This is a genomic window from Stenotrophomonas sp. S4, from assembly GCF_054187805.2.
Genome location: NZ_CM196188.1, coordinates 722,577 through 740,119, shown reverse-complemented (window position 1 = coordinate 740,119; position 17,543 = coordinate 722,577). Strand labels below are relative to the sequence as shown.

Below are 17,543 nucleotides of genomic sequence, written 5' to 3'. Positions count from 1 at the left end.
ATGCCTTCTTCATACAGCTTCCTCGAGAATGATATCGGCGATGCGCTCGGCGGCATCGACCTTGGCCAGGGCACGCGCGGCTTGCGCCATCTGCATGCGGCGGGCGGGATTTTCGGACAGATCGCGCAGCAGTGCGGCAATGCCGTCGGCCAGCGTTCCGTCCTGCTTCAGCAAAACCGCCGCGCCGCGCTCGACCAGGTACTCCGCGTTGCGGGTCTGGTGATCGTCGACGGCGGCGGGGAATGGCACCAGCACGCTGCCGACACCGACCGCGCACAGCTCGGCCAGCGTGGATGCGCCGGAGCGGCATACGACCAGGTCGGCCCAGGCAAAGGCCTCGGCCATGTCGGCGATGAACGGGGTGATTTCAGCCTGCACGCCGGCCTTGGCGTAAGCCTCGACCGCTTCGGCATGCATCTTCTCGCCGCTCTGGTGGCGCACCTGCACCGGCACGCCGGCGCCCAGCGCGGCAATCGCCTGCGGCACGCCGGTATTGAGGGCACGCGCGCCCTGGCTGCCGCCCACCACCAGCACACGCAGCGGGCCTTGGCGGTCGGCGAAGCGCTGTTCCGGCGGGGCAATGGCAGCGATTTCCGCGCGCACCGGGTTGCCGACGAATTCCTCGCGCTTGGCGAAGGTGCCCGGGAAACCGGTCAGCAGGCGACGCGCATAGCGCGACAGGATGCGGTTGGTCAGGCCCGGTGCACGGTTCTGCTCATGCACGATCAGCGGCAGGCCATGCAGGCGCGTGGCCATGCCACCGGGGCCGGAGGCGAAGCCACCGAAGGCGACCACCGCGCGCGGCTGGCGCTGGCGGATGATCAGGCCGGCGGCGCGCAGCGCGCGCATCAGCCGCCACGGTGCAGCCAGCAGGGCCAGCTTGCCCTTGCCGCGCAGGCCGGTGATGGCCAGCGTGTCGATGGCGATGTCGTGCTGCGGCACCAGGCGGGTTTCCATCGCACCGTCGGCGCCCATCCAGGTCACCGGCACGCCGCGCTCGCGCAGCACGCGGGCCACGGCCAGGCCGGGGAAGATGTGACCGCCGGTACCACCGGCCAGGATCATCACCGGACGCCCACTCTCGGTGGCTGCAGTCATGACAGCCTCCCGAAGGTGGGTTCGATGCGCGACTGCAGGCGGCTGGTGCCGCGTGCGGCGTTCGCTGCAGCTGACGCGGAGGCGACCGGCTCGGCACTCATCGGCACGCTGGCGGCCACCGGTGCGGCGGGCTCGTCCATCGGCTCGGCAGCGGCGTCTTCGGCGCCACCGATGCGCACGGCCTGGCGGCGCTCGGCGCGCTTGAGTTCATACGACACGCGCAGCAGCAGGCCCATCGCCACGCAGGTCATCAGCACCGACGAACCGCCGGAGGAGATCAGCGGCAGGGTCAGCCCCTTGGTCGGCAGGATGCCCAGGTTCACGCCGATCGAGACGAAGGTCTGCATGCTGATCCACAGGCCGATGCCGAAGGCGATGTAGCCGGAGAAGTGGCGCTTCATTTCCACGCAGCGCATGCCCAGCCAGAAGGTGCGGCCAACCAGCAGCGCGTACAGCGCCACGATCACGCAGGTACCCAGGAAGCCGAATTCCTCGGCGGTGACCGAGAAGATGAAGTCGGTGTGCGCTTCCGGCAGGTAGTAGAGCTTCTGCACGGAGTTGCCCAGGCCGACGCCGGTCCATTCGCCACGGCCGACCGCCATCAGCGCGTTGGACAGCTGGTAGCCGTCACCCTGCTGGTCGGCCCACGGGTCCAGGAAGGAGGTGATGCGGCGCATGCGGTACGGCTCGATGATCGCCAGCGCGCTCATCCCGACCAGGCCGATGATCACCGGCATCGACATGCGCGGCATGTTCACCCCACCCAGCACCAGCATGCCGGCAGTGATCGCCAGCAGCAGGGTCGAGGAACCGAAGTCCGGCTGCAGCAGCAGCAGCACCACCAGCGCACCGGCCACGCCCAGCGGCTTGAGCATCGCCGGCCAGGTCGCATTGACCTCGTCGCGGAAGCGCACCAGGTAGCTGGACAGCCAGACGATGTAGAGCACCTTCACCGCTTCGACCGTCTGGAACTTGGAGATGCCCAGGTTGATCCAGCGGCGCGCACCGTTGACGGTGCTGCCCAGGCCCGGCGTGAACACCGCCAGCAGCAGCACGAAGCAGCCCAGCAGCAGCATCTGGTTGTACTGCTCGATCGACTTCAGCTCGGTGCGGGCGGCAATGACCGCCAGCACGATGCCCACCGCCAGGAAGATCAGGTGGCGGTTGAGGTAGTAGAACGGGCTGCTCATCAGTGCGATCGAGCTGGACGCCACCATCACCACGCCGACACCGGTGAGCGCGATGATCGCGCCCAGCAGCCACTTGTCGTAGCTGCCTTCGATGGCTTCAAGGCGTGTTGCCTGGCGGGACAGGTCGTTCATCTCAGCGCACCTTCAACGTGGCCAGGCCGATCAGCACGAGCACGACGGAGATGATCCAGAAGCGCACGATCACGCGCGGCTCCGGCCAGCCCTTCAGTTCGAAATGGTGGTGGATCGGCGCCATGCGGAACACGCGCTTGCCGGTCAGCTTGAACGAAGCGACCTGGATCATCACCGACAGCGTTTCGATGACGAACACGCCGCCCATGATCACCAGCACCAGCTCCTGGCGGGTGATCACCGCGATCGTGCCCAGCACCGCGCCCAGCGCCAGCGCGCCGATGTCGCCCATGAAGACCATGGCCGGATAGGTGTTGAACCACAGGAAGCCCAGGCCCGCACCGGCGATGGCCGCGCAGATGATGACCAGCTCGCCGGCGCCCGGGATCTGCGGGATCTGCAGGTAGTTGGCGAACACCACGTTGCCCGAGGCATAGGCGAACACGCCCAGCGCGCAGGCCACCAGCACGGTCGGCATGATCGCCAGGCCGTCCAGGCCGTCGGTCAGGTTCACCGCGTTGGAGAAGCCGACAATCCAGAAGTAGGCGATGGCCACGAAGCCGATGCCGGCCAGCGGCAAGGCGATCGACTTGAACATCGGGATGTAGAAGGTCAGCGCGGCCGGCACGTCGGCCGTGTAGAACAGGAACAGGCCCGCGGCCAGGCCGAAGATCGACTGCAGCAGGTACTTCCAGCGCGACTTCAGGCCGTTCGGATCACGGCGGACGATCTTGATCCAGTCGTCATACCAGCCGATGGCGCCGAAGCACAGCATCACCGCCAGCACCAGCCACACGTAGCGGTTGCGCAGGTCGGCCCACATCAGCACCGACAGGGTGATGGTGAGCAGGATCAGCGAACCGCCCATGGTCGGCGTGCCGGCCTTGGAGAAATGGGTCTGCGGACCGTCCTTGCGGATCGGCTGGCCGCCCTTGAACTGGGCAAGCTTGCGGATCATCGCCGGGCCGAGCCACAGCGACAGGAACAGGGCCGTCAGCGCGGCAAGGATGGCGCGGAACGTCTGGTAGTTGAACAGCCCGAACAGGCTCTCCAACTGCTGCAACCATCGAGCCAGTTCATACAACATGCGGGGATTCCTCTCCTTGCGCCAGCAGCGCTTTGACAATCGTGTCCATGGCGCTGCCACGGGACCCCTTGACCAGGCAGCGCACACCGGCGTGCAGCTCGTCCTTCAGCGCCTGCGACAGCGCGTCATGGGTAGCGAAATGACGGCCGCCGTCGCCGAAGGCGGCAGCAGCAGCGACGCTGAGCGGACCCAGCGCATACAGGCGCTTCAGGCCAGCGGCGCGCGCACGGATGCCGGCCTGCGCATGCAGCGCCTCGCCGTCCGGGCCCAGCTCACGCATGTCGCCCAGCACCAGCCAGCCCTCTTCCGGCGCGGCGGCCAGGGCATCGATGGCGGCCGCCAGCGAACCCGGGTTGGCGTTGTAGCTGTCGTCCACCAGCACCGCGCCGTTGCGCAGCTGATGGGCGATCTGGCGGCCCGGCACCGGTTGCGCTTCGGCCAGGCCAGTGGCGATCAGCGCCAGATCGATACCGGCGGCCAGCGCCAGGCTGGCAGCGGCCAGCGCATTGCTGACGTTGTGGCGACCCGGCAGGCCCAGCACCACGCGGGCTTCGCCGGTCGGTGCGACCAGGGTGAACTGGCTGCCCTGCGCACCGGCGCGGATGTCGCGCGCGGTCACGTCCGCCGAGTGTTCCAGGCCGTAGCGCAGCACGCGGCAGCGCGCCGGGGTGCTGATGAAATGCTGTTCGAACCAGCGGCCATAGGCATCGTCGGCGTTGATCACCGCCACGCCATCGGCCGGCAGCGCGGCATAGATCGCGCCCTTGGTCACCGCCACGCCGAGCAGGCTGCCCATCCGCTCCAGGTGGGCGGGTGCGATGTTGTTGACCAGCGCATAGCGCGGGCGGGCGATGTCGGTCAGGTAGGCAATGTCGCCCGGCTTGCCGGCGCCCATCTCGTAGACGGCGTAGTCGGCATCTTCCGGGGCATCGATCACCGCCAGCGGCAGGCCGATCTCGTTGTTGCGGTTGCCCGGGTTGGCGTAGACCACCTTGTGCGCGTGCTGGGCCACCTGCTGCAGGATCGACAGCAGCAGGCTCTTCACGCTGGTCTTGCCATTGCTGCCGGTGATCGCGAACACCTCGGTATCGCGGTCGCGCTGCATGCCGGTGGCGATCTTCGCCAATGCCAGTTCGCTGTCAGCCACCAGCACCTGCGGCAGGTCGATCGGCAGCAGGCGCTCGACCAGCAGCGCGCTGGCACCGCGCGCCTGCGCGTCGGCGGCAAAGTCATGACCATCGAAACGCTCGCCGCGCAGCGCCACATACAGGCTGCCCGGACCCAGGTTGCGGGTGTCATTGCTGACCGCATCGATGGCCACGTCGTCGCCATGGATCTCGCCGCCGGCCCAGTGTGCGATCAGCGAAAGCAGGGTGCGCTTCATGCGATGCCCTCCCCGGCCTGCGCAGCCAACACGCCAGCCTTGGCAGCCAACGCAGCGGCAGCCACTTCGGTGTCGTCGAAGTCATGACGAACGCCATTCACTTCCTGGTACGGCTCGTGGCCCTTGCCGGCGATCAGGATGATGTCGCCCGCGCCAGCACGCTTCACCGCCAGGCCGATCGCGCGCGCGCGGCTGCGCTGCACGGTCACGGCATCGGCGTTCTGGAAGCCGGCCAGGATGTCGGCGACGATCACATCGCCATCCTCGCCACGCGGGTTGTCGTCGGTGACGATGACCTGGTTGGCCAGGCGCTCGGCAATCGCCGCCATCTGCGGGCGCTTGCCGGTATCGCGCTCGCCACCGCAGCCGAACACGCAGAACAGCGCGCCGTGCAGGTGGCCATGCAGGCTGCCCAGCGCCTGTTCCAGCGCGTCCGGGGTATGCGCGTAGTCGACCACCACGGTCGGCAGGCCGTCTTCGCCGCCCAGGCGGTTCATGCGTCCACTGATCGGCTGCAGCGCCGACAGCACTTCGGCGATGCGCGGCAGCGGCTGGCCCTGCGCGTGCAGGGTTCCCGCCACGGCCAGCAGGTTGTCCACGTTGAAGCGGCCCAGCAGCGGCGACTGCACCGCCGCACGCTGGCCGTCGATGACCAGCTCGAAGGCGATGCCACGGCCGTCCAGCTGCAGCGCCTCGGCGCGCACGCTGGCGTCGCTGGCACCGCGCGAGCTCAGGCCGATCGGCTGCACGCCGGCCGGCAGGCCAGCGAACAGCTGGCGACCGAAGGCGTCGTCAAGATTGATCACCGCGGCCTTCAGGCCCGGGCGGTGGAACAGCCGCGCCTTGGCCGCCCCGTAGCTGGCCATGTCGCCGTGGTAGTCCAGATGGTCGCGGGTGAGGTTGGTGAACACCGCCACGTCGTAGTGCACGGCATCCACGCGGCCCTGGTCCAGCGCATGCGAGCTGACTTCCATCGCCACCGCGCGCGCACCGGCGTCGCGCAGCTGCGCCAGCAACGCATGCATCTGCAGCACCAGCGGCGTGGTGAAGCCGGTCGGTTCGACCGCGCCATAAAGTCCGGCGCCCAGCGTGCCGATACTGCCACTGGGCGTTCCGAGCAGATGCCAGGCCTGGGCCAGCAGCTGCACGGTGGAGGTCTTGCCGTTGGTGCCGGTCACGCCCACCATCGCCATCGCCCGCGACGGTGCGCCATGGAACTGGTCGGCCATCGCACCCATACGCGCGCGCAGGGCCGGCACGGCGATCGCATCAGCCGGTGCCGGCAGTTCGGCAGGCGCCGGCGGTTCGAACAGGATGGCGCTGGCACCGGCGGCGCGGGCCTGCTCGACAAAGCCCAGGCCATGCGCGCCGAAACCGGCGATGGCGACGAAGGCATTGCCGGGGCGCACGGCACGGCTGTCCAGCACCAGGCCGGTCAGAACGGGATCGTGCCCTGCCAGGGCCACGTCCGGAAGCAACTGCGAAAGCAACATCGAAGGACTCATTGCGTGCCTCCCGTAGCGGGCGGCGTCTGGGCTTGCGCGCTCGGCAGCGCAGCATCGAATTCGGCAGCGGCATCGACCGGCAGCGCGGCCTCGGCCGGCGGCGCCGGCAGGATCGACGCCGAATGGCCGACCTTGCCCGACTGCTGTGCGGCCAGCCACGACTGCAGGTCGTCCAGCGGCACGTCCATCAGGCGCAGGGTGCCTTCCATCACGTTGTGGTAGACCGGCGCCGACACCAGGCCGCCGTAGAACTTGCCGGCCTGCGGGTCGTTGATGACGATGACGGTGGCGAAACGCGGGTTGGTGGCCGGCACCACGCCAGCAAACAGCGCGTTGTAATGGCCGCGCTCATAACCGCCCGGGCCGGCCTTGCGCGCGGTGCCGGTCTTGCCGGCCACGCGGTAACCCAGCACCGCCGCCTGCTTGGCGCCGCCCTGGGTGACCACCGTTTCCATCATCGCCACCACCTGCCGGGCGACGTTCTCGTCGATGATCTGCTGGCCTTCGTTGCGCTGGCCCTTGACGAAGGTCGGCGCGATCAGGCGGCCGCCGTTGGCCAGTGCCGAGTACGCAGTGGCGATCTGCAGCGGCGTGACCGACAGGCCGTAGCCGTAGGACATGGTGGTCTTGGTGGTGCCCGACCAGCGTGCCGGGCGCATCACCACACCGGCCGATTCACCCGGAAAACCGCTGTGCGGCGCCGAGCCATAGCCGAAGCGGCGCACGCCGTCATAGAAGGTCTGGTCCGGCATCTTCGCCGCGACCTTGGCTGCACCCACGTTCGAGCTGCGGGTGATCACGCCGGTCACGTTCAGCACACCGTTGTTGCGCGGCACGTCGCGGATGGTGAAGCGGCCCAGGGTCATGTAGCCCGGGTTGGTGTCGATGATGGTGTCCTTGGTCACCGCACCGGCCTGCAGCGCGGTGGCGATGGTCAGCGGCTTCATCGTCGAGCCCGGCTCGACCAGGTCGGTCACCGCGCGGTTGCGGCGCGTATCGGGGATCGCGCCGGTCAGCGAATTCGGGTTGTAGGTCGGCAGGTTGACCATGGCCAGGATCTCGCCGGTGGTCACGTCCATGATCACCATCGAACCGCCGGCCGCCTTGTTGGCCACCAGCGCGTTGCGCAGTTCCTTGAAGGCCAGGTACTGGATGCGGCGGTCGATGCTGAGGGTCAGGTCCTTGCCCGGCTCGGCGGCGCGCAGCAGATCGCTCTCGACCGTCTCGCCCTTGCGGTTGCGGATCACCCGCTTGGCGCCGGCCTTGCCGCGCAGCCATTCGTCGAACGCCAGTTCCAGGCCTTCCTGGCCGCGGTCGTCGATGTTGGTGAAGCCCAGCACGTGCGCCATCGCTTCCCCCTGCGGATAGAAGCGGCGGAACTCGCGCTGCGCGGCCACGCCCGGGATCTTCAGCGCAACCACCTTCTCTGCCTCGTCCGGATTGATCCGGCGGCGCAGGTACATGAATTCCTTGTCCGACTTCTGCGACAGGCGGCTGCTCAGCTCATCCACCGACATGCCGACCGCCTGGGCCAGCTCCGGGATGCGCTCGGGCGAACGCAGCAGGTCCTGCGGGTTGACCCAGATCGAGGCAACCGGCGTGGACACCGCCAGCGGCTCGCCGTTGCGGTCGGTGATCATGCCGCGCGAGGTCTTGATCGGCAGCTCGCGCAGGTAACGGGCCTCGCCCTGGCGCTGGTAGAAATCGCTGTTGATGATCTGCACGTAGGCCGCACGCCCCACCAGCGACACCGAGCACAGGCCAAGCGCCAGCGCGACCCAGCGCAGGCGCTGGCGCAGGTTGAAGGCGTTGCGCGGGCGGTTGCGGCCGGTCTTGCTCATGGGCGCACCACGACGATGTCACCGGCCTCGGGGAACTTCATGCCCAGCTTCTCGCGGGCAATGCGGTCCACGCGGTTGGCTTCGGCCAGGGTCGCCTGCTCCAGCTGCAGGCGGCCGAATTCGAGGTTGATGTCATCGCGCGTGCGCTCGGCACGCGACAGTTCGATGAACGTCTGCCGATGACGGTGACGCACGAACACGACGCCGATCGCCGAGGCCACGGTGCAGGCCAGCAGGATGATCAGCAGCAGGCGGCTCATGCATCGACCTCCCGCTTCTGTGCCACGCGCAGCACGGCGCTGCGGGCACGCGGGTTGGCGGCCAGCTCCTCGTCGGTGGCCTTGATGGCGCCCCCGATCAGGTCCAGCGTCGGCACGAACGAAACGGCCTCGGGCAGGCGGCGGTTGGCCGGCGGCGCCTTGGCCAGGCGGTTCATGTACTGCTTGACGATGCGGTCTTCCAGCGAGTGGAAGCTGATCACCGCCAGGCGGCCACCGGGCTTGAGCCGTTCCACCGCCGCATCGAGACCGGCTTCCAGATCGGCCAGCTCGCGGTTGATGTGGATGCGGATGGCCTGGAAGCTGCGCGTGGCCGGGTGGATCTTGTCTTTTCCGCGCGGCATCACCGAGGCGATCAGCTCGGCCAGTTCGGCGGTACGCGTGAACGGCTGCTTCTCGCGGCGGGCCACGATGGCGCGGGCGATACGGCGGCTCTGGCGCTCTTCGCCATAGGTCCACAGCACATCGGCGATCTCGCGGTCTTCGACGCGGTTGATCCACTGCGCGGCGCTTTCACCGCTGTCCGGATCCATGCGCATGTCCAGCGGGCCGTCCTTGCCGAAGCTGAAGCCACGTTCGGCCACATCCAGCTGCGGCGACGACACGCCGAGGTCGAACAGCACGCCGTCCAGGCCTTCGGCCGTCGCCTCCCACTGCAGCAGCTGGGCGAAGCTGCCACGGAAGATGGACACGCGCGGGTCCGGCGCGAAATCGCGCTCGGCAACGGCGATGGCTTCCGGATCCTTGTCCATGACCAGCAGGCGCCCCTCGGGACCGAGCTGGGTAAGCACGCCACGTGCATGACCGCCACGACCGAACGTGCCATCCAGATAACGTCCGTTTTCGATCACCCTCAGGCCTTCAAGGACCTGGGTGTACAGGACCGGCAGGTGCACCGCCGGCGACTGCGACACCGGAAGGTGACCGGCCTGCGCTTCTGGGCGCATCCGGGCACCCCGGCTCACAACTTCAGGTCGAGCAACCCATCACCCAGATCCTCGTCAGACAACGTCTGCTGGATCAGGGCCCGATGCGCCTGCTCGCTCCACAATTCGAACTTGTCGCCCATACCGAGCAATACCGCCTTCTTCTCAATGCCCACCGCACCGCGGTGGCTGGCGGGGATGCTGATGCGACCGTTGCCGTCCAGCTCCAGATGGGCGGCCGAGCCGACCAGCTTCTGCTGCAACAGGCGCACGACGCGCTGGGTGTTGGGCTTGGACATCACATCGTCGCGGACCCGCTCCCATTCCGACTCTGCGTACAGCCACAGGCAGCCGGCTTCGAACGGGTTGTAGGTCAGCACGAGACGGTTGTTGCTGGCGCGCGCGACGAGGTCGCGGTAAGCGGTGGGAACCGCCATGCGCCCTTTGTCGTCAACTGTGATGGCCGTCTCGCCCTGGAACACGACGCCTGCACCTTGTCCTTCGCCCGGTGAAACATTGAACCACGAAAACCCACAAAACACCCGGATTTCCCTCTGATGCCCACCTTAGCAGCGGGCCGAGGGTTGTCAACAACTTTTCAGCAGGGAAATCGCCAGCCGCATCAATGGCTTGCAACAACCTTTAGAGAATTGTTCAAGGCTTATCCACAAGTTGCTGATCCGTCTCAATTTTTGAGATTGAACGGAAGTTCAGGGGCGTGGAGAGGGCGTGAAACATCGGCCGCGCATTCATCCGGAACGGGCCGGAAACGGCGCCAGACTGCGCAAACCGTGCACAATGAAGCCATGTGCCTGCTCGCTCTTGGCTGGATGCACCACCCGCGCTGGCGGCTGGTGATGACCGGCAACCGTGATGAGTTCCACGCCCGCCCGACGGCGGCGCTGGCCCCCTGGCAGGATGAGACGTCCGTCATCGGGGGGCGCGACCTGCGCTCCGGCGGTGGCTGGGCCGGCGTCGGCGCCTCGGGCCGGATGGCGGTGGTCACCAACGTCCGCGACCCGCTGGCGGCCCAGACCGGCCCGTCGCGGGGCGCGCTGGTGGCCGACTTCCTGCGCGGCCGCGACCCGGCCGCCGTGCATATCGACCGCTTGGCGACCGTGGCTGGCGCCTACGCCCCGTTCAACCTGTTGCTGGCCGATGGCGACAGCCTGGAGTACCTGGGCAACCATCCCGCCGAACGGCAGACCCTCGGCCCGGGCGTGCACGGCATGTCCAACGGCGCGCTGGACGCGCCCTGGCCGAAGACCCGGCGGCTGATGGCGGCGCTGTCGGCATGGCTGGAAGAAGACGGGGTCAGATCCCTTTCGCAACGCGAAAGGGATCTGACCCCACTCTGGAACGCCCTCGCAGACGAACACCGCCCTGCCGACAGCGACCTGCCCGACACCGGCATCGGCCTGGAACGCGAGCGCTGGCTGAGCCCGGCCTTCATCCGCGGCGACGACTACGGCACCCGCGCCAGCACCGTGCTGCTGATCGACGCCGACGGCCACGGCGAGATCCACGAACGCCGCTTCGGCCCGCAGGGTGTACCCAGCGGACAGAGCCACGTCATTTTCTGACCGGGTCGTGCCGGCCACTGGGCGGATTCTCTTGCCAGCGGGGTAGTGCCGGCCGCTGGCCGGCAACCTCTGGATCTTCGGATGCGCCATGAAGCTGCCGGCCAGCGGCCGGCACTAGCGGGCATCGCGTTGTCGCGATCCACGCGACGGCAGTCGTCATCGCATCAGGTTCGAAACGTCATTCAGCTTCCAACCGCGACCGCGATCCGCCCGCGCCACAGGGGCTCCGGCCTCTCAACCTGCGCACTGTGCCCTTTTCGTATCCGGCACTGTGTCTATAAATGTCGGCCCTGACCTCCCAGGGTGGTCGCGCCCGGCACCGCGCCGCGCGATCGACCGCAACCACACGGAGGCCCCATGCGCCGCATCCTCATCCTGCTCGCCACCCACCTGCTCACCCTCGGCCTTGGCTTCGGCCTGGGCGTCTACCTCCTGCCCATTCTGATCGCCCCCGATGACCCGCCGGTCGCGCAGGTGCAGGCCGCCATGAACGACGCCACCTACCGCACCACCTTCCGCCGCGACCTCAAAGGCAGCGACGCGGTGCACTGGGCCGAAGGCAAGGTCAGCGTCAGCGCCACCCAGGTCGCCTTCGACGGCAAGATGGGACCGGGCCCGGATTACAAGGTCTATCTGGTCCGCGATTTCGTCGACAACAAGGCCGATTTCCTGAAGATCAAGGCGCAGGCCCAGCGCATCGGCGAGGTGAAGACCTTCAACCGCTTCCTGGTCGAGGTCCCCGCGAACGTGGACGTGGATGACTACACCACGGTGGTGGTGTGGTGCGAGCGCTTCTCGCAGTTCATTTCCGCCGGGCAGTACCGCACGCCGGGCTGACCAGGGCATGGGGTCGGATCCCTTTCCTCCGGAAAGGGATCCGACCCCGCAATCACGGTAGATCCACGCCATGCGTGGAAGAAGAAAGAGGCGGAGCCGGCCGATAAGCCGGGTTCTGTCGTGGACAGTCATTCCTCTAGGCGTTACGTCACCGCAACGCTCAAGCAACCTACCCGGATCCAACGCGGGCCGCGCCAAAGGATCCCTATTTGGTCTTGCTCCAGGTGGGGTTTGCCGTGCCGGTCTGTTGCCAGACTCGCGGTGCGCTCTTACCGCACCATTTCACCCTTACCGGCCTTCCGAAGAAGACGTAGGCGGTATCTTTCTGTTGCACTTTCCGTCGGCTTGCGCCGCCCAGGCGTTACCTGGCACCTTGCCCTATGGAGCCCGGACTTTCCTCGGCACCCCCGAAGGGATGACGCGACTGTCTGGCCGGCTCCGCCAGCGCATATTCTAGCGTACGCACGCCCTTCCTGCCGTGCTGATCGCGGCATCCGGTTCATCCATCCATGCATGGCGTGGATCCACCGGTTCCGCTGCTCTGGTGGGTGCAGATTCCGCTTTGGTGGGTGCGAACCTTGGTCCGCACGATCCATCAACTGCCGTACAACGCCTTGCGCGGTGCGCCGGTCAACTCGGCGGCCAGCTTGGCGGCGGTCGACGGCGGCAGGTGCTCACTCAGTTTGGCGTACACGCGGCGGCCATGGGCCAGCTGCGCTTCTTCATCATCACCCGCGCCCTGCACCATCACCACGAACTCGCCCTTGCGCTGGTTGTCGTCGGCTTCCACCTTGGCCAACAAGCCGGCCAGGTCGCCATCGAGCACGGTCTCGAACAGCTTGGTCAGCTCGCGGGCGAGCACCGCCGGGCGCTCGCCACCGAAGATCGCCGCCATGTCGGCCAGCGACTCGGCAATGCGATGCGAGGACTCGTAGAACACCATGGTGCGCACTTCGCCGGCCAGCGTCTGCAGCCGGTCGCGGCGGCCGCTGGCCTTGGCCGGCAGGAAACCCTCGAAACTGAAACGGTCGCTGGGCAGGCCGGCCACGCTCAGCGCGGCGATGGCGGCGCAGGCACCGGGAACCGGGCTGACCTTGATGCCCGCCGCGCGCGCGGCACGCACCAGCCGGAAACCGGGATCGCTGACCAGCGGGGTGCCGGCATCACTGACCAGTGCCAGCGACTCGCCGGCCTGCAGGCGCGAGACCAGGCGCTGCGCGAGGGCCTCTTCATTGTGTTCGTGCAGGGCCACCAGCGGTTGCTGGATGCCGAAATGGGACAGCAGCTGGCCGCTGCGGCGGGTGTCCTCGGCACAGATGGCGGCCACCGAACGCAGCACCTCCTGCGCGCGCGGGCTCAGATCGGCCAGGTTGCCGATCGGGGTGGCGACGACGTACAGGGTTGGGACACTCATTTCAGCGGTACTCACGGGGCAAGGGTAGAATCGTAGCGTGTACCCGGCCAAGGCCGCTGCCCTCATCGCATGGACCCGATCATGAACAAGCCCGCCGCACGGATCTCCGCCCTGTCGTTGTCGCTGATGCTGCTGGCCGGTTGTGCCACCACCAGCCTGACCAGCACGCCCGATTCGCCGGCCCAGAGCCAGGCGCTGGCGCTGATCGAACAGGGCAAGCCGCGCGACGCCGCACTGCAGCTGGAAGGCCTGGCCGCCACCCTGCGCGGCGGCGCCCGCAGCAACGCACTGGCCGACGCGGCCTGGGCCTGGCACCTGGCCGGCGACAGCGCCCGCGCGCGCAGCCTGCTGGGCCAGCTCACCGCGCGCCAGCTGTCCGGCGCCAGCCTGCAGCGCTACCAGCTGACCGGTGCCGAGCTGGCCCTGGCCGACAAGCAGCCGGCGCAGGCGCTGGCCCTGCTGAAGGATCATGCCGACAGCGTTGCGGTCGGCCTGCGCACCCGCTGGCTGCTGGCCCGCGCCCAGGCCCTGCAGGGCACCGGCGATGCCTTCGGTGCCGCCAACGAGCGTGCCCGCGCCCATGCCGGTCTGACCGGCAGCGCGCGCAGCGAGAACCAGGCCGCCATTGCCGGCCTGCTCGGCACCCTCGACGACGCCACCCTGCGCAGCCGTGCCGCCGCGCTGCCCGCCAACGACCCGCTGTACAACTTCGCCGGCCGTGCACTGATCGCACGCGGCCTGCCGCTGCCGCGCCCGTTCGACCGCGATGGCGCGGCCCAGTTCGACACCAGCAAGCGCCCGCCGGCGATGAGCGACGGCTACCGGCCGCCGGCCAAGCTGGCCGTGCTGCTGCCGCTCAGTGGCCGCCTGGCCACCGCCGCACAGCCGGTGCGCGATGGCCTGTTGAGCGCCTACTACGGTGAAAGCCGTCGCCGCCCGGACATCAATTTCTTCGACACCGCCGGCACCCCGGCCGGTGCCCTCGCCGCCTACGACAAGGCCGTCGCCTCCGGTGCCGACTTCGTGGTGGGGCCGCTGGGCCGCGACGAAGTGGACGCCGTGTACGGCCGCCAGCAGCTGCAGGTGCCGGTGCTGGCCCTGAACCGCGGCAAGGACGCACCGCCGGCCGGCAGCGCCGGTTTCTCGCTGGCGCCGGAAGACGACGGCATCGTCGCCGCCGAATACCTGCGTGGACGCGAACGCAACCGCGCACTGGTGATCAGCAGCAATGACGACACCGGCCGCCGTTCCGCCGCCGCCTTCGCGCAGCGCTTCGCGCAGCGCGGTGGCCAGGTGGTGGCTACCTTCAACGTCAGCGATGCAGTGGGCGACATCGGCGCCCAGGTGCGCAATGCCGGCCAGGTCGATGCCGTGTTCCTCGCCGTGCGTGCGCCGCAGGCCCGCCTGCTGGCGCCGCAGCTGGCGCTGGCCGGTGCCGGTGGCGCCACCCGCGTCGGCACCTCGCAGCTGACCGTCGGCAGCGGCAAGGTGGAAGAAGACGTGGCGCTGGACGGCATCGTCTACCCGAACGAAGCCTGGAACGTGCGCAGCGTGTCCGGACTGCCTTCGGCCAGCCAGGTGGCCAGCACCCTGCCGAGCGCACGCGGTGCGGCCGGCCGCCTGTTCGCCTTCGGCGCCGATGCCTGGAAGATCACCGCCTATCTGGACAAGCTGTCCAACGAAGGCGGCCTGGACGGTGCCACCGGCACCCTGTTCCTGGACAGCAACGGCAACATCCTGCGCCAGCCGGCATGGTCGACCTTCAATGGCGGCCGGCCGATGCCGATCGTCGGTGGTCGCTGAGCGCAGCCAACGCGGCTCGGCGGTGGAAGCCGCCGCCGAGCAGCATCTGCAACAGGCCGGACTGCAGCCGCGTGCGCGCAACGTGCGTTATCGCGGCGGTGAACTGGACCTGGTGATGGACGATGCCGGCACCGTGGTGTTCGTGGAGGTGCGCTATCGCGCGCGCTCCGATTTCGGTGGTGGCGCCGCCTCGGTGGATGCGCGCAAATGCCGGCGCCTGGCGCATGCCGCGCAGCTGTTCCTGCAGGACAACCCGGCGTTGGCCAATGCGCCCTGCCGCTTCGACGTGGTCGAAGCCAGTGGCGAACCACCGCAGCTGCACTGGCTGCGGGATGCATTCCGGCTGGATGACTGCTGATGATTTCCGTCCGCTCTGGTAGAGGCCGACCTTGGTCGACGCTTCTGTGCCAACCAAGGTTGGCACCTACCAGAGCGCAGCCAGGCCGGCACTACCACGGTGCGTGACTGATGCCGTCGATCATCACCCATGCCGCTGTGCCGTTGGCGCTCTGGTGCGCCGCTGATCGTGGCCGCATCCCGTCGCGCCTGCTGGTTGCCGGCGTGATTGCAGCGATGCTGCCGGATGCCGATGTGCTGGCCTTCGCGCTGCACATTCCCTACGCCGATGCGTTCGGCCATCGCGGTGCCAGTCATTCACTGCTGTTTGCCGGCGTGCTGGCGGCATTGGCCGCGGTGTTGGCGTTCTTTGGTAGTCGCCGACCTTGGTCGGCGGTTTCGTGCCAACCAAGGTTGGCACCTACCAAGGCAGGGCCAACGGTGGCATCGACCGTACAAGCGGCGGTGTTCGTCTTCGTCTGCGCCGCCAGCCATCCGCTGCTGGATGCGATGACCTCCGGCGGCCTCGGCGTCGCGCTGGCCTGGCCGTGGAGTGAACACCGCTTCTTCGCACCGTGGCGACCGATCCGCGTTTCACCGTTTGCCCCACAGTTCTTCAGCGCACGCGGCGTGGCTACCCTGCTCTCCGAACTGCGCTGGGTGTGGCTGCCGCTGGCCGGCGCCGTTGTCGCCTGGAAACTTATCCAACCCGCTCCCGCTGCCCCACGAGATCCGTCATGAGTCCTGCCCTGCCCGCCACCCTGGTTGCCGAACTGTCCGCCCTGCTGGGCGCGGAGGGCTGGCGCATGGATGACGGCGCGCTGGAGGCCAACGCGCAGGACAACTCGTGGCGCCACCAGCGTCCGGCGGCGGTGGCGCTGCCTGCCGACATCGAACAGGTGCAGGCACTGGTGCGCGCCTGCCGCGCGCATGGCGTGGCCCTGGTCGCACGTGGCGCCGGAACCGGCACCACCGGCGCAGCGGTCCCGCAGCCGGGCAGCATCGTACTGTCGTTCACCCGCATGGACCGCATCGTCGAAATCCGCGCCGGTGATCGCTGCGCGATCGTGCAGCCGGGTGTGCTCAACGGGACCCTGCAGCAGGCACTGGCCCCGCACGGCCTGTTCTGGGCGCCGGATCCATCCAGCGCCGAGATCTGCAGCATCGGTGGCAACCTCGCCTGCAACGCCGGCGGCCCGCGCGCGGTGAAGTACGGCACCAGCCGCGACAATGTGCTGGGCCTGGTGGCGGTGACTGGCACCGGCGACGTGATCCGCTGCGGTGGCGCCTACACCAAGGACGCCACCGGCTATGACCTCACGCATCTGCTGGTGGGCAGCGAAGGCACGCTGGCACTGATCGTGGAAGCCACGCTGAAGCTGACCCCGTTGCCGGTCAGCCAGGCCGGGCTGCGCGTGTTGTACCGCGATGCCGATGCCGCCGCCGCTGCCGTGTCGCGGTTGATGTCGCAACCGGTGGTACCCACCCGCCTGGAATTCATGGACGCGCGCAGCCTGGAGCTGCTGCGGCTGAATGGTGCCGACGTGCCGGAGGCCGGTGCGATGCTGCTGGTCGAAGCCGATGGTGACCACGACACCCTGCCCTATCTGCTGCAGGCATTGGCCAGCGCCGCCGAAGGCGACGGCATGATCGAGCTGGACGTGGCGATGGAAGGCCGTGCACGCGACCAGCTGTGGGCCGCACGCAAGGCACTGTCGCCTGCGCTGCGCAGCGTTGCGCCGGGAAAGATCAATGAAGACGTGGTGGTCCCGGTATCGCGCATCCCGGAACTGGTGGGCGGCGTGCAGGCATTGGCACGCGACTACGCGCTGACCATCGTCACCTTCGGCCATGCCGGCAACGGCAACCTGCACGTCAATATCCTCTATCACCCGGAGGATGCCGACGAGAACGCGCGCGCGCATGCCGCGCTGCCGAAGATCTTCGAGCTGACGCTGGCGCTGGGTGGCACGCTGTCCGGCGAACACGGCATTGGCCTGGCCAAGCGCGATTTCATGGTGCAGGCATTCACTGCGGAAACGCTGGCGACGATGCGCGCGATCAAGGCCGCGCTGGACCCGGACGGCATCCTCAATCCGGGCAAGGTGCTGCCGCCGGTTTAGGCCGCG

16 protein-coding genes and 1 other RNA gene are annotated in these 17,543 nt (G+C 68.3%); 6 read left to right on the top strand and 11 right to left on the bottom strand.

Going from position 1 to position 17,543, the window contains the following annotated elements:
- Nucleotides 1–9: 9 nt before the first annotated feature.
- The 9 genes from murG to mraZ are packed head-to-tail and all read right to left on the bottom strand — an operon-like array spanning nucleotide 10 to nucleotide 9,923.
- Nucleotides 10–1,098: an undecaprenyldiphospho-muramoylpentapeptide beta-N-acetylglucosaminyltransferase gene (murG, locus tag ACUZUJ_RS03280; protein WP_049443146.1), complete on the bottom strand. Its 1,089-nt coding sequence runs from the start codon at nucleotides 1,096–1,098 to the stop codon at nucleotides 10–12.
- Complete coding sequence (gene ftsW, locus ACUZUJ_RS03275) at nucleotides 1,095–2,420, bottom strand: putative lipid II flippase FtsW (RefSeq protein WP_049443145.1); 1,326 nt, start codon at nucleotides 2,418–2,420, stop codon at nucleotides 1,095–1,097. The genes murG and ftsW overlap by 4 nt, the downstream gene beginning before the upstream one ends.
- Nucleotide 2,421: 1 nt before the next feature.
- On the bottom strand, nucleotides 2,422–3,507 hold the full coding sequence (mraY, locus tag ACUZUJ_RS03270) for a phospho-N-acetylmuramoyl-pentapeptide-transferase (protein ID WP_010481929.1): 1,086 nt from the start codon (nucleotides 3,505–3,507) through the stop codon (nucleotides 2,422–2,424).
- Nucleotides 3,497–4,891, bottom strand: a complete 1,395-nt coding sequence (locus ACUZUJ_RS03265) for a UDP-N-acetylmuramoyl-tripeptide--D-alanyl-D-alanine ligase (protein WP_458220768.1) — start codon at nucleotides 4,889–4,891, stop codon at nucleotides 3,497–3,499. Before ACUZUJ_RS03265 ends, mraY begins: the two co-directional genes overlap by 11 nt.
- Nucleotides 4,888–6,396: a UDP-N-acetylmuramoyl-L-alanyl-D-glutamate--2,6-diaminopimelate ligase gene (locus ACUZUJ_RS03260; protein ID WP_458220767.1), complete on the bottom strand. Its 1,509-nt coding sequence runs from the start codon at nucleotides 6,394–6,396 to the stop codon at nucleotides 4,888–4,890. The genes ACUZUJ_RS03265 and ACUZUJ_RS03260 overlap by 4 nt, the downstream gene beginning before the upstream one ends.
- Nucleotides 6,393–8,237 carry a peptidoglycan D,D-transpeptidase FtsI family protein gene (locus ACUZUJ_RS03255; RefSeq protein WP_014035981.1) on the bottom strand — a complete coding sequence of 615 codons (1,845 nt, stop codon included), beginning with the start codon at nucleotides 8,235–8,237 and terminating at the stop codon, nucleotides 6,393–6,395. The genes ACUZUJ_RS03260 and ACUZUJ_RS03255 overlap by 4 nt, the downstream gene beginning before the upstream one ends.
- Nucleotides 8,234–8,497 (bottom strand): cell division protein FtsL, encoded by a 264-nt coding sequence (ftsL, locus tag ACUZUJ_RS03250; protein ID WP_014035980.1) that lies wholly within the window; start codon nucleotides 8,495–8,497, stop codon nucleotides 8,234–8,236. Before ftsL ends, ACUZUJ_RS03255 begins: the two co-directional genes overlap by 4 nt.
- Nucleotides 8,494–9,462: a 16S rRNA (cytosine(1402)-N(4))-methyltransferase RsmH gene (rsmH, locus tag ACUZUJ_RS03245; protein WP_049443142.1), complete on the bottom strand. Its 969-nt coding sequence runs from the start codon at nucleotides 9,460–9,462 to the stop codon at nucleotides 8,494–8,496. The genes ftsL and rsmH overlap by 4 nt, the downstream gene beginning before the upstream one ends.
- A 14-nt stretch (nucleotides 9,463–9,476) precedes the next feature.
- Nucleotides 9,477–9,923 carry a division/cell wall cluster transcriptional repressor MraZ gene (mraZ, locus tag ACUZUJ_RS03240; RefSeq protein ID WP_004143635.1) on the bottom strand — a complete coding sequence of 149 codons (447 nt, stop codon included), beginning with the start codon at nucleotides 9,921–9,923 and terminating at the stop codon, nucleotides 9,477–9,479.
- Nucleotides 9,924–10,247: 324 nt separating this feature from the next.
- Here mraZ and ACUZUJ_RS03235 point away from each other — a divergent pair, with 324 nt between their 5' ends.
- Both ACUZUJ_RS03235 and ACUZUJ_RS03230 read left to right on the top strand, forming a co-directional pair.
- On the top strand, nucleotides 10,248–11,024 hold the full coding sequence (locus ACUZUJ_RS03235) for an NRDE family protein (RefSeq protein WP_049443141.1): 777 nt from the start codon (nucleotides 10,248–10,250) through the stop codon (nucleotides 11,022–11,024).
- A gap of 357 nt (nucleotides 11,025–11,381) precedes the next feature.
- Entirely contained in the window at nucleotides 11,382–11,861 is a 480-nt protein-coding gene (locus tag ACUZUJ_RS03230; protein ID WP_119007430.1) for a DM13 domain-containing protein, read from the top strand.
- An 88-nt stretch (nucleotides 11,862–11,949) separates the two neighbouring features.
- On the opposite strand, the gene rnpB is transcribed toward ACUZUJ_RS03230, so the two are convergent.
- Nucleotides 11,950–12,301, bottom strand: an RNA gene (gene rnpB / locus ACUZUJ_RS03225) — RNase P RNA component class A.
- Nucleotides 12,302–12,456: 155 nt separating this feature from the next.
- Entirely contained in the window at nucleotides 12,457–13,275 is an 819-nt protein-coding gene (rsmI, locus tag ACUZUJ_RS03220) for a 16S rRNA (cytidine(1402)-2'-O)-methyltransferase (protein ID WP_014035976.1), read from the bottom strand.
- Nucleotides 13,276–13,356: 81 nt separating this feature from the next.
- Between rsmI and ACUZUJ_RS03215 the strand changes: the two genes are divergently transcribed.
- From ACUZUJ_RS03215 to ACUZUJ_RS03200, 4 genes are all read left to right on the top strand, one after another.
- Nucleotides 13,357–15,078: a penicillin-binding protein activator gene (locus ACUZUJ_RS03215; RefSeq protein ID WP_458220766.1), complete on the top strand. Its 1,722-nt coding sequence runs from the start codon at nucleotides 13,357–13,359 to the stop codon at nucleotides 15,076–15,078.
- A complete protein-coding gene (locus tag ACUZUJ_RS03210) occupies nucleotides 15,068–15,436 on the top strand; it encodes a YraN family protein (RefSeq protein ID WP_180879035.1) in 369 nt (122 codons plus the stop codon). Before ACUZUJ_RS03215 ends, ACUZUJ_RS03210 begins: the two co-directional genes overlap by 11 nt.
- Nucleotides 15,437–15,546: 110 nt before the next feature.
- Nucleotides 15,547–16,155, top strand: coding sequence for a metal-dependent hydrolase (locus tag ACUZUJ_RS03205; RefSeq protein WP_458220765.1), 609 nt, complete (start codon nucleotides 15,547–15,549; stop codon nucleotides 16,153–16,155).
- Nucleotides 16,152–17,537, top strand: coding sequence for an FAD-binding oxidoreductase (locus ACUZUJ_RS03200; protein ID WP_458220764.1), 1,386 nt, complete (start codon nucleotides 16,152–16,154; stop codon nucleotides 17,535–17,537). The genes ACUZUJ_RS03205 and ACUZUJ_RS03200 overlap by 4 nt, the downstream gene beginning before the upstream one ends.
- The last annotated feature ends 6 nt before the right edge of the window (nucleotides 17,538–17,543 follow it).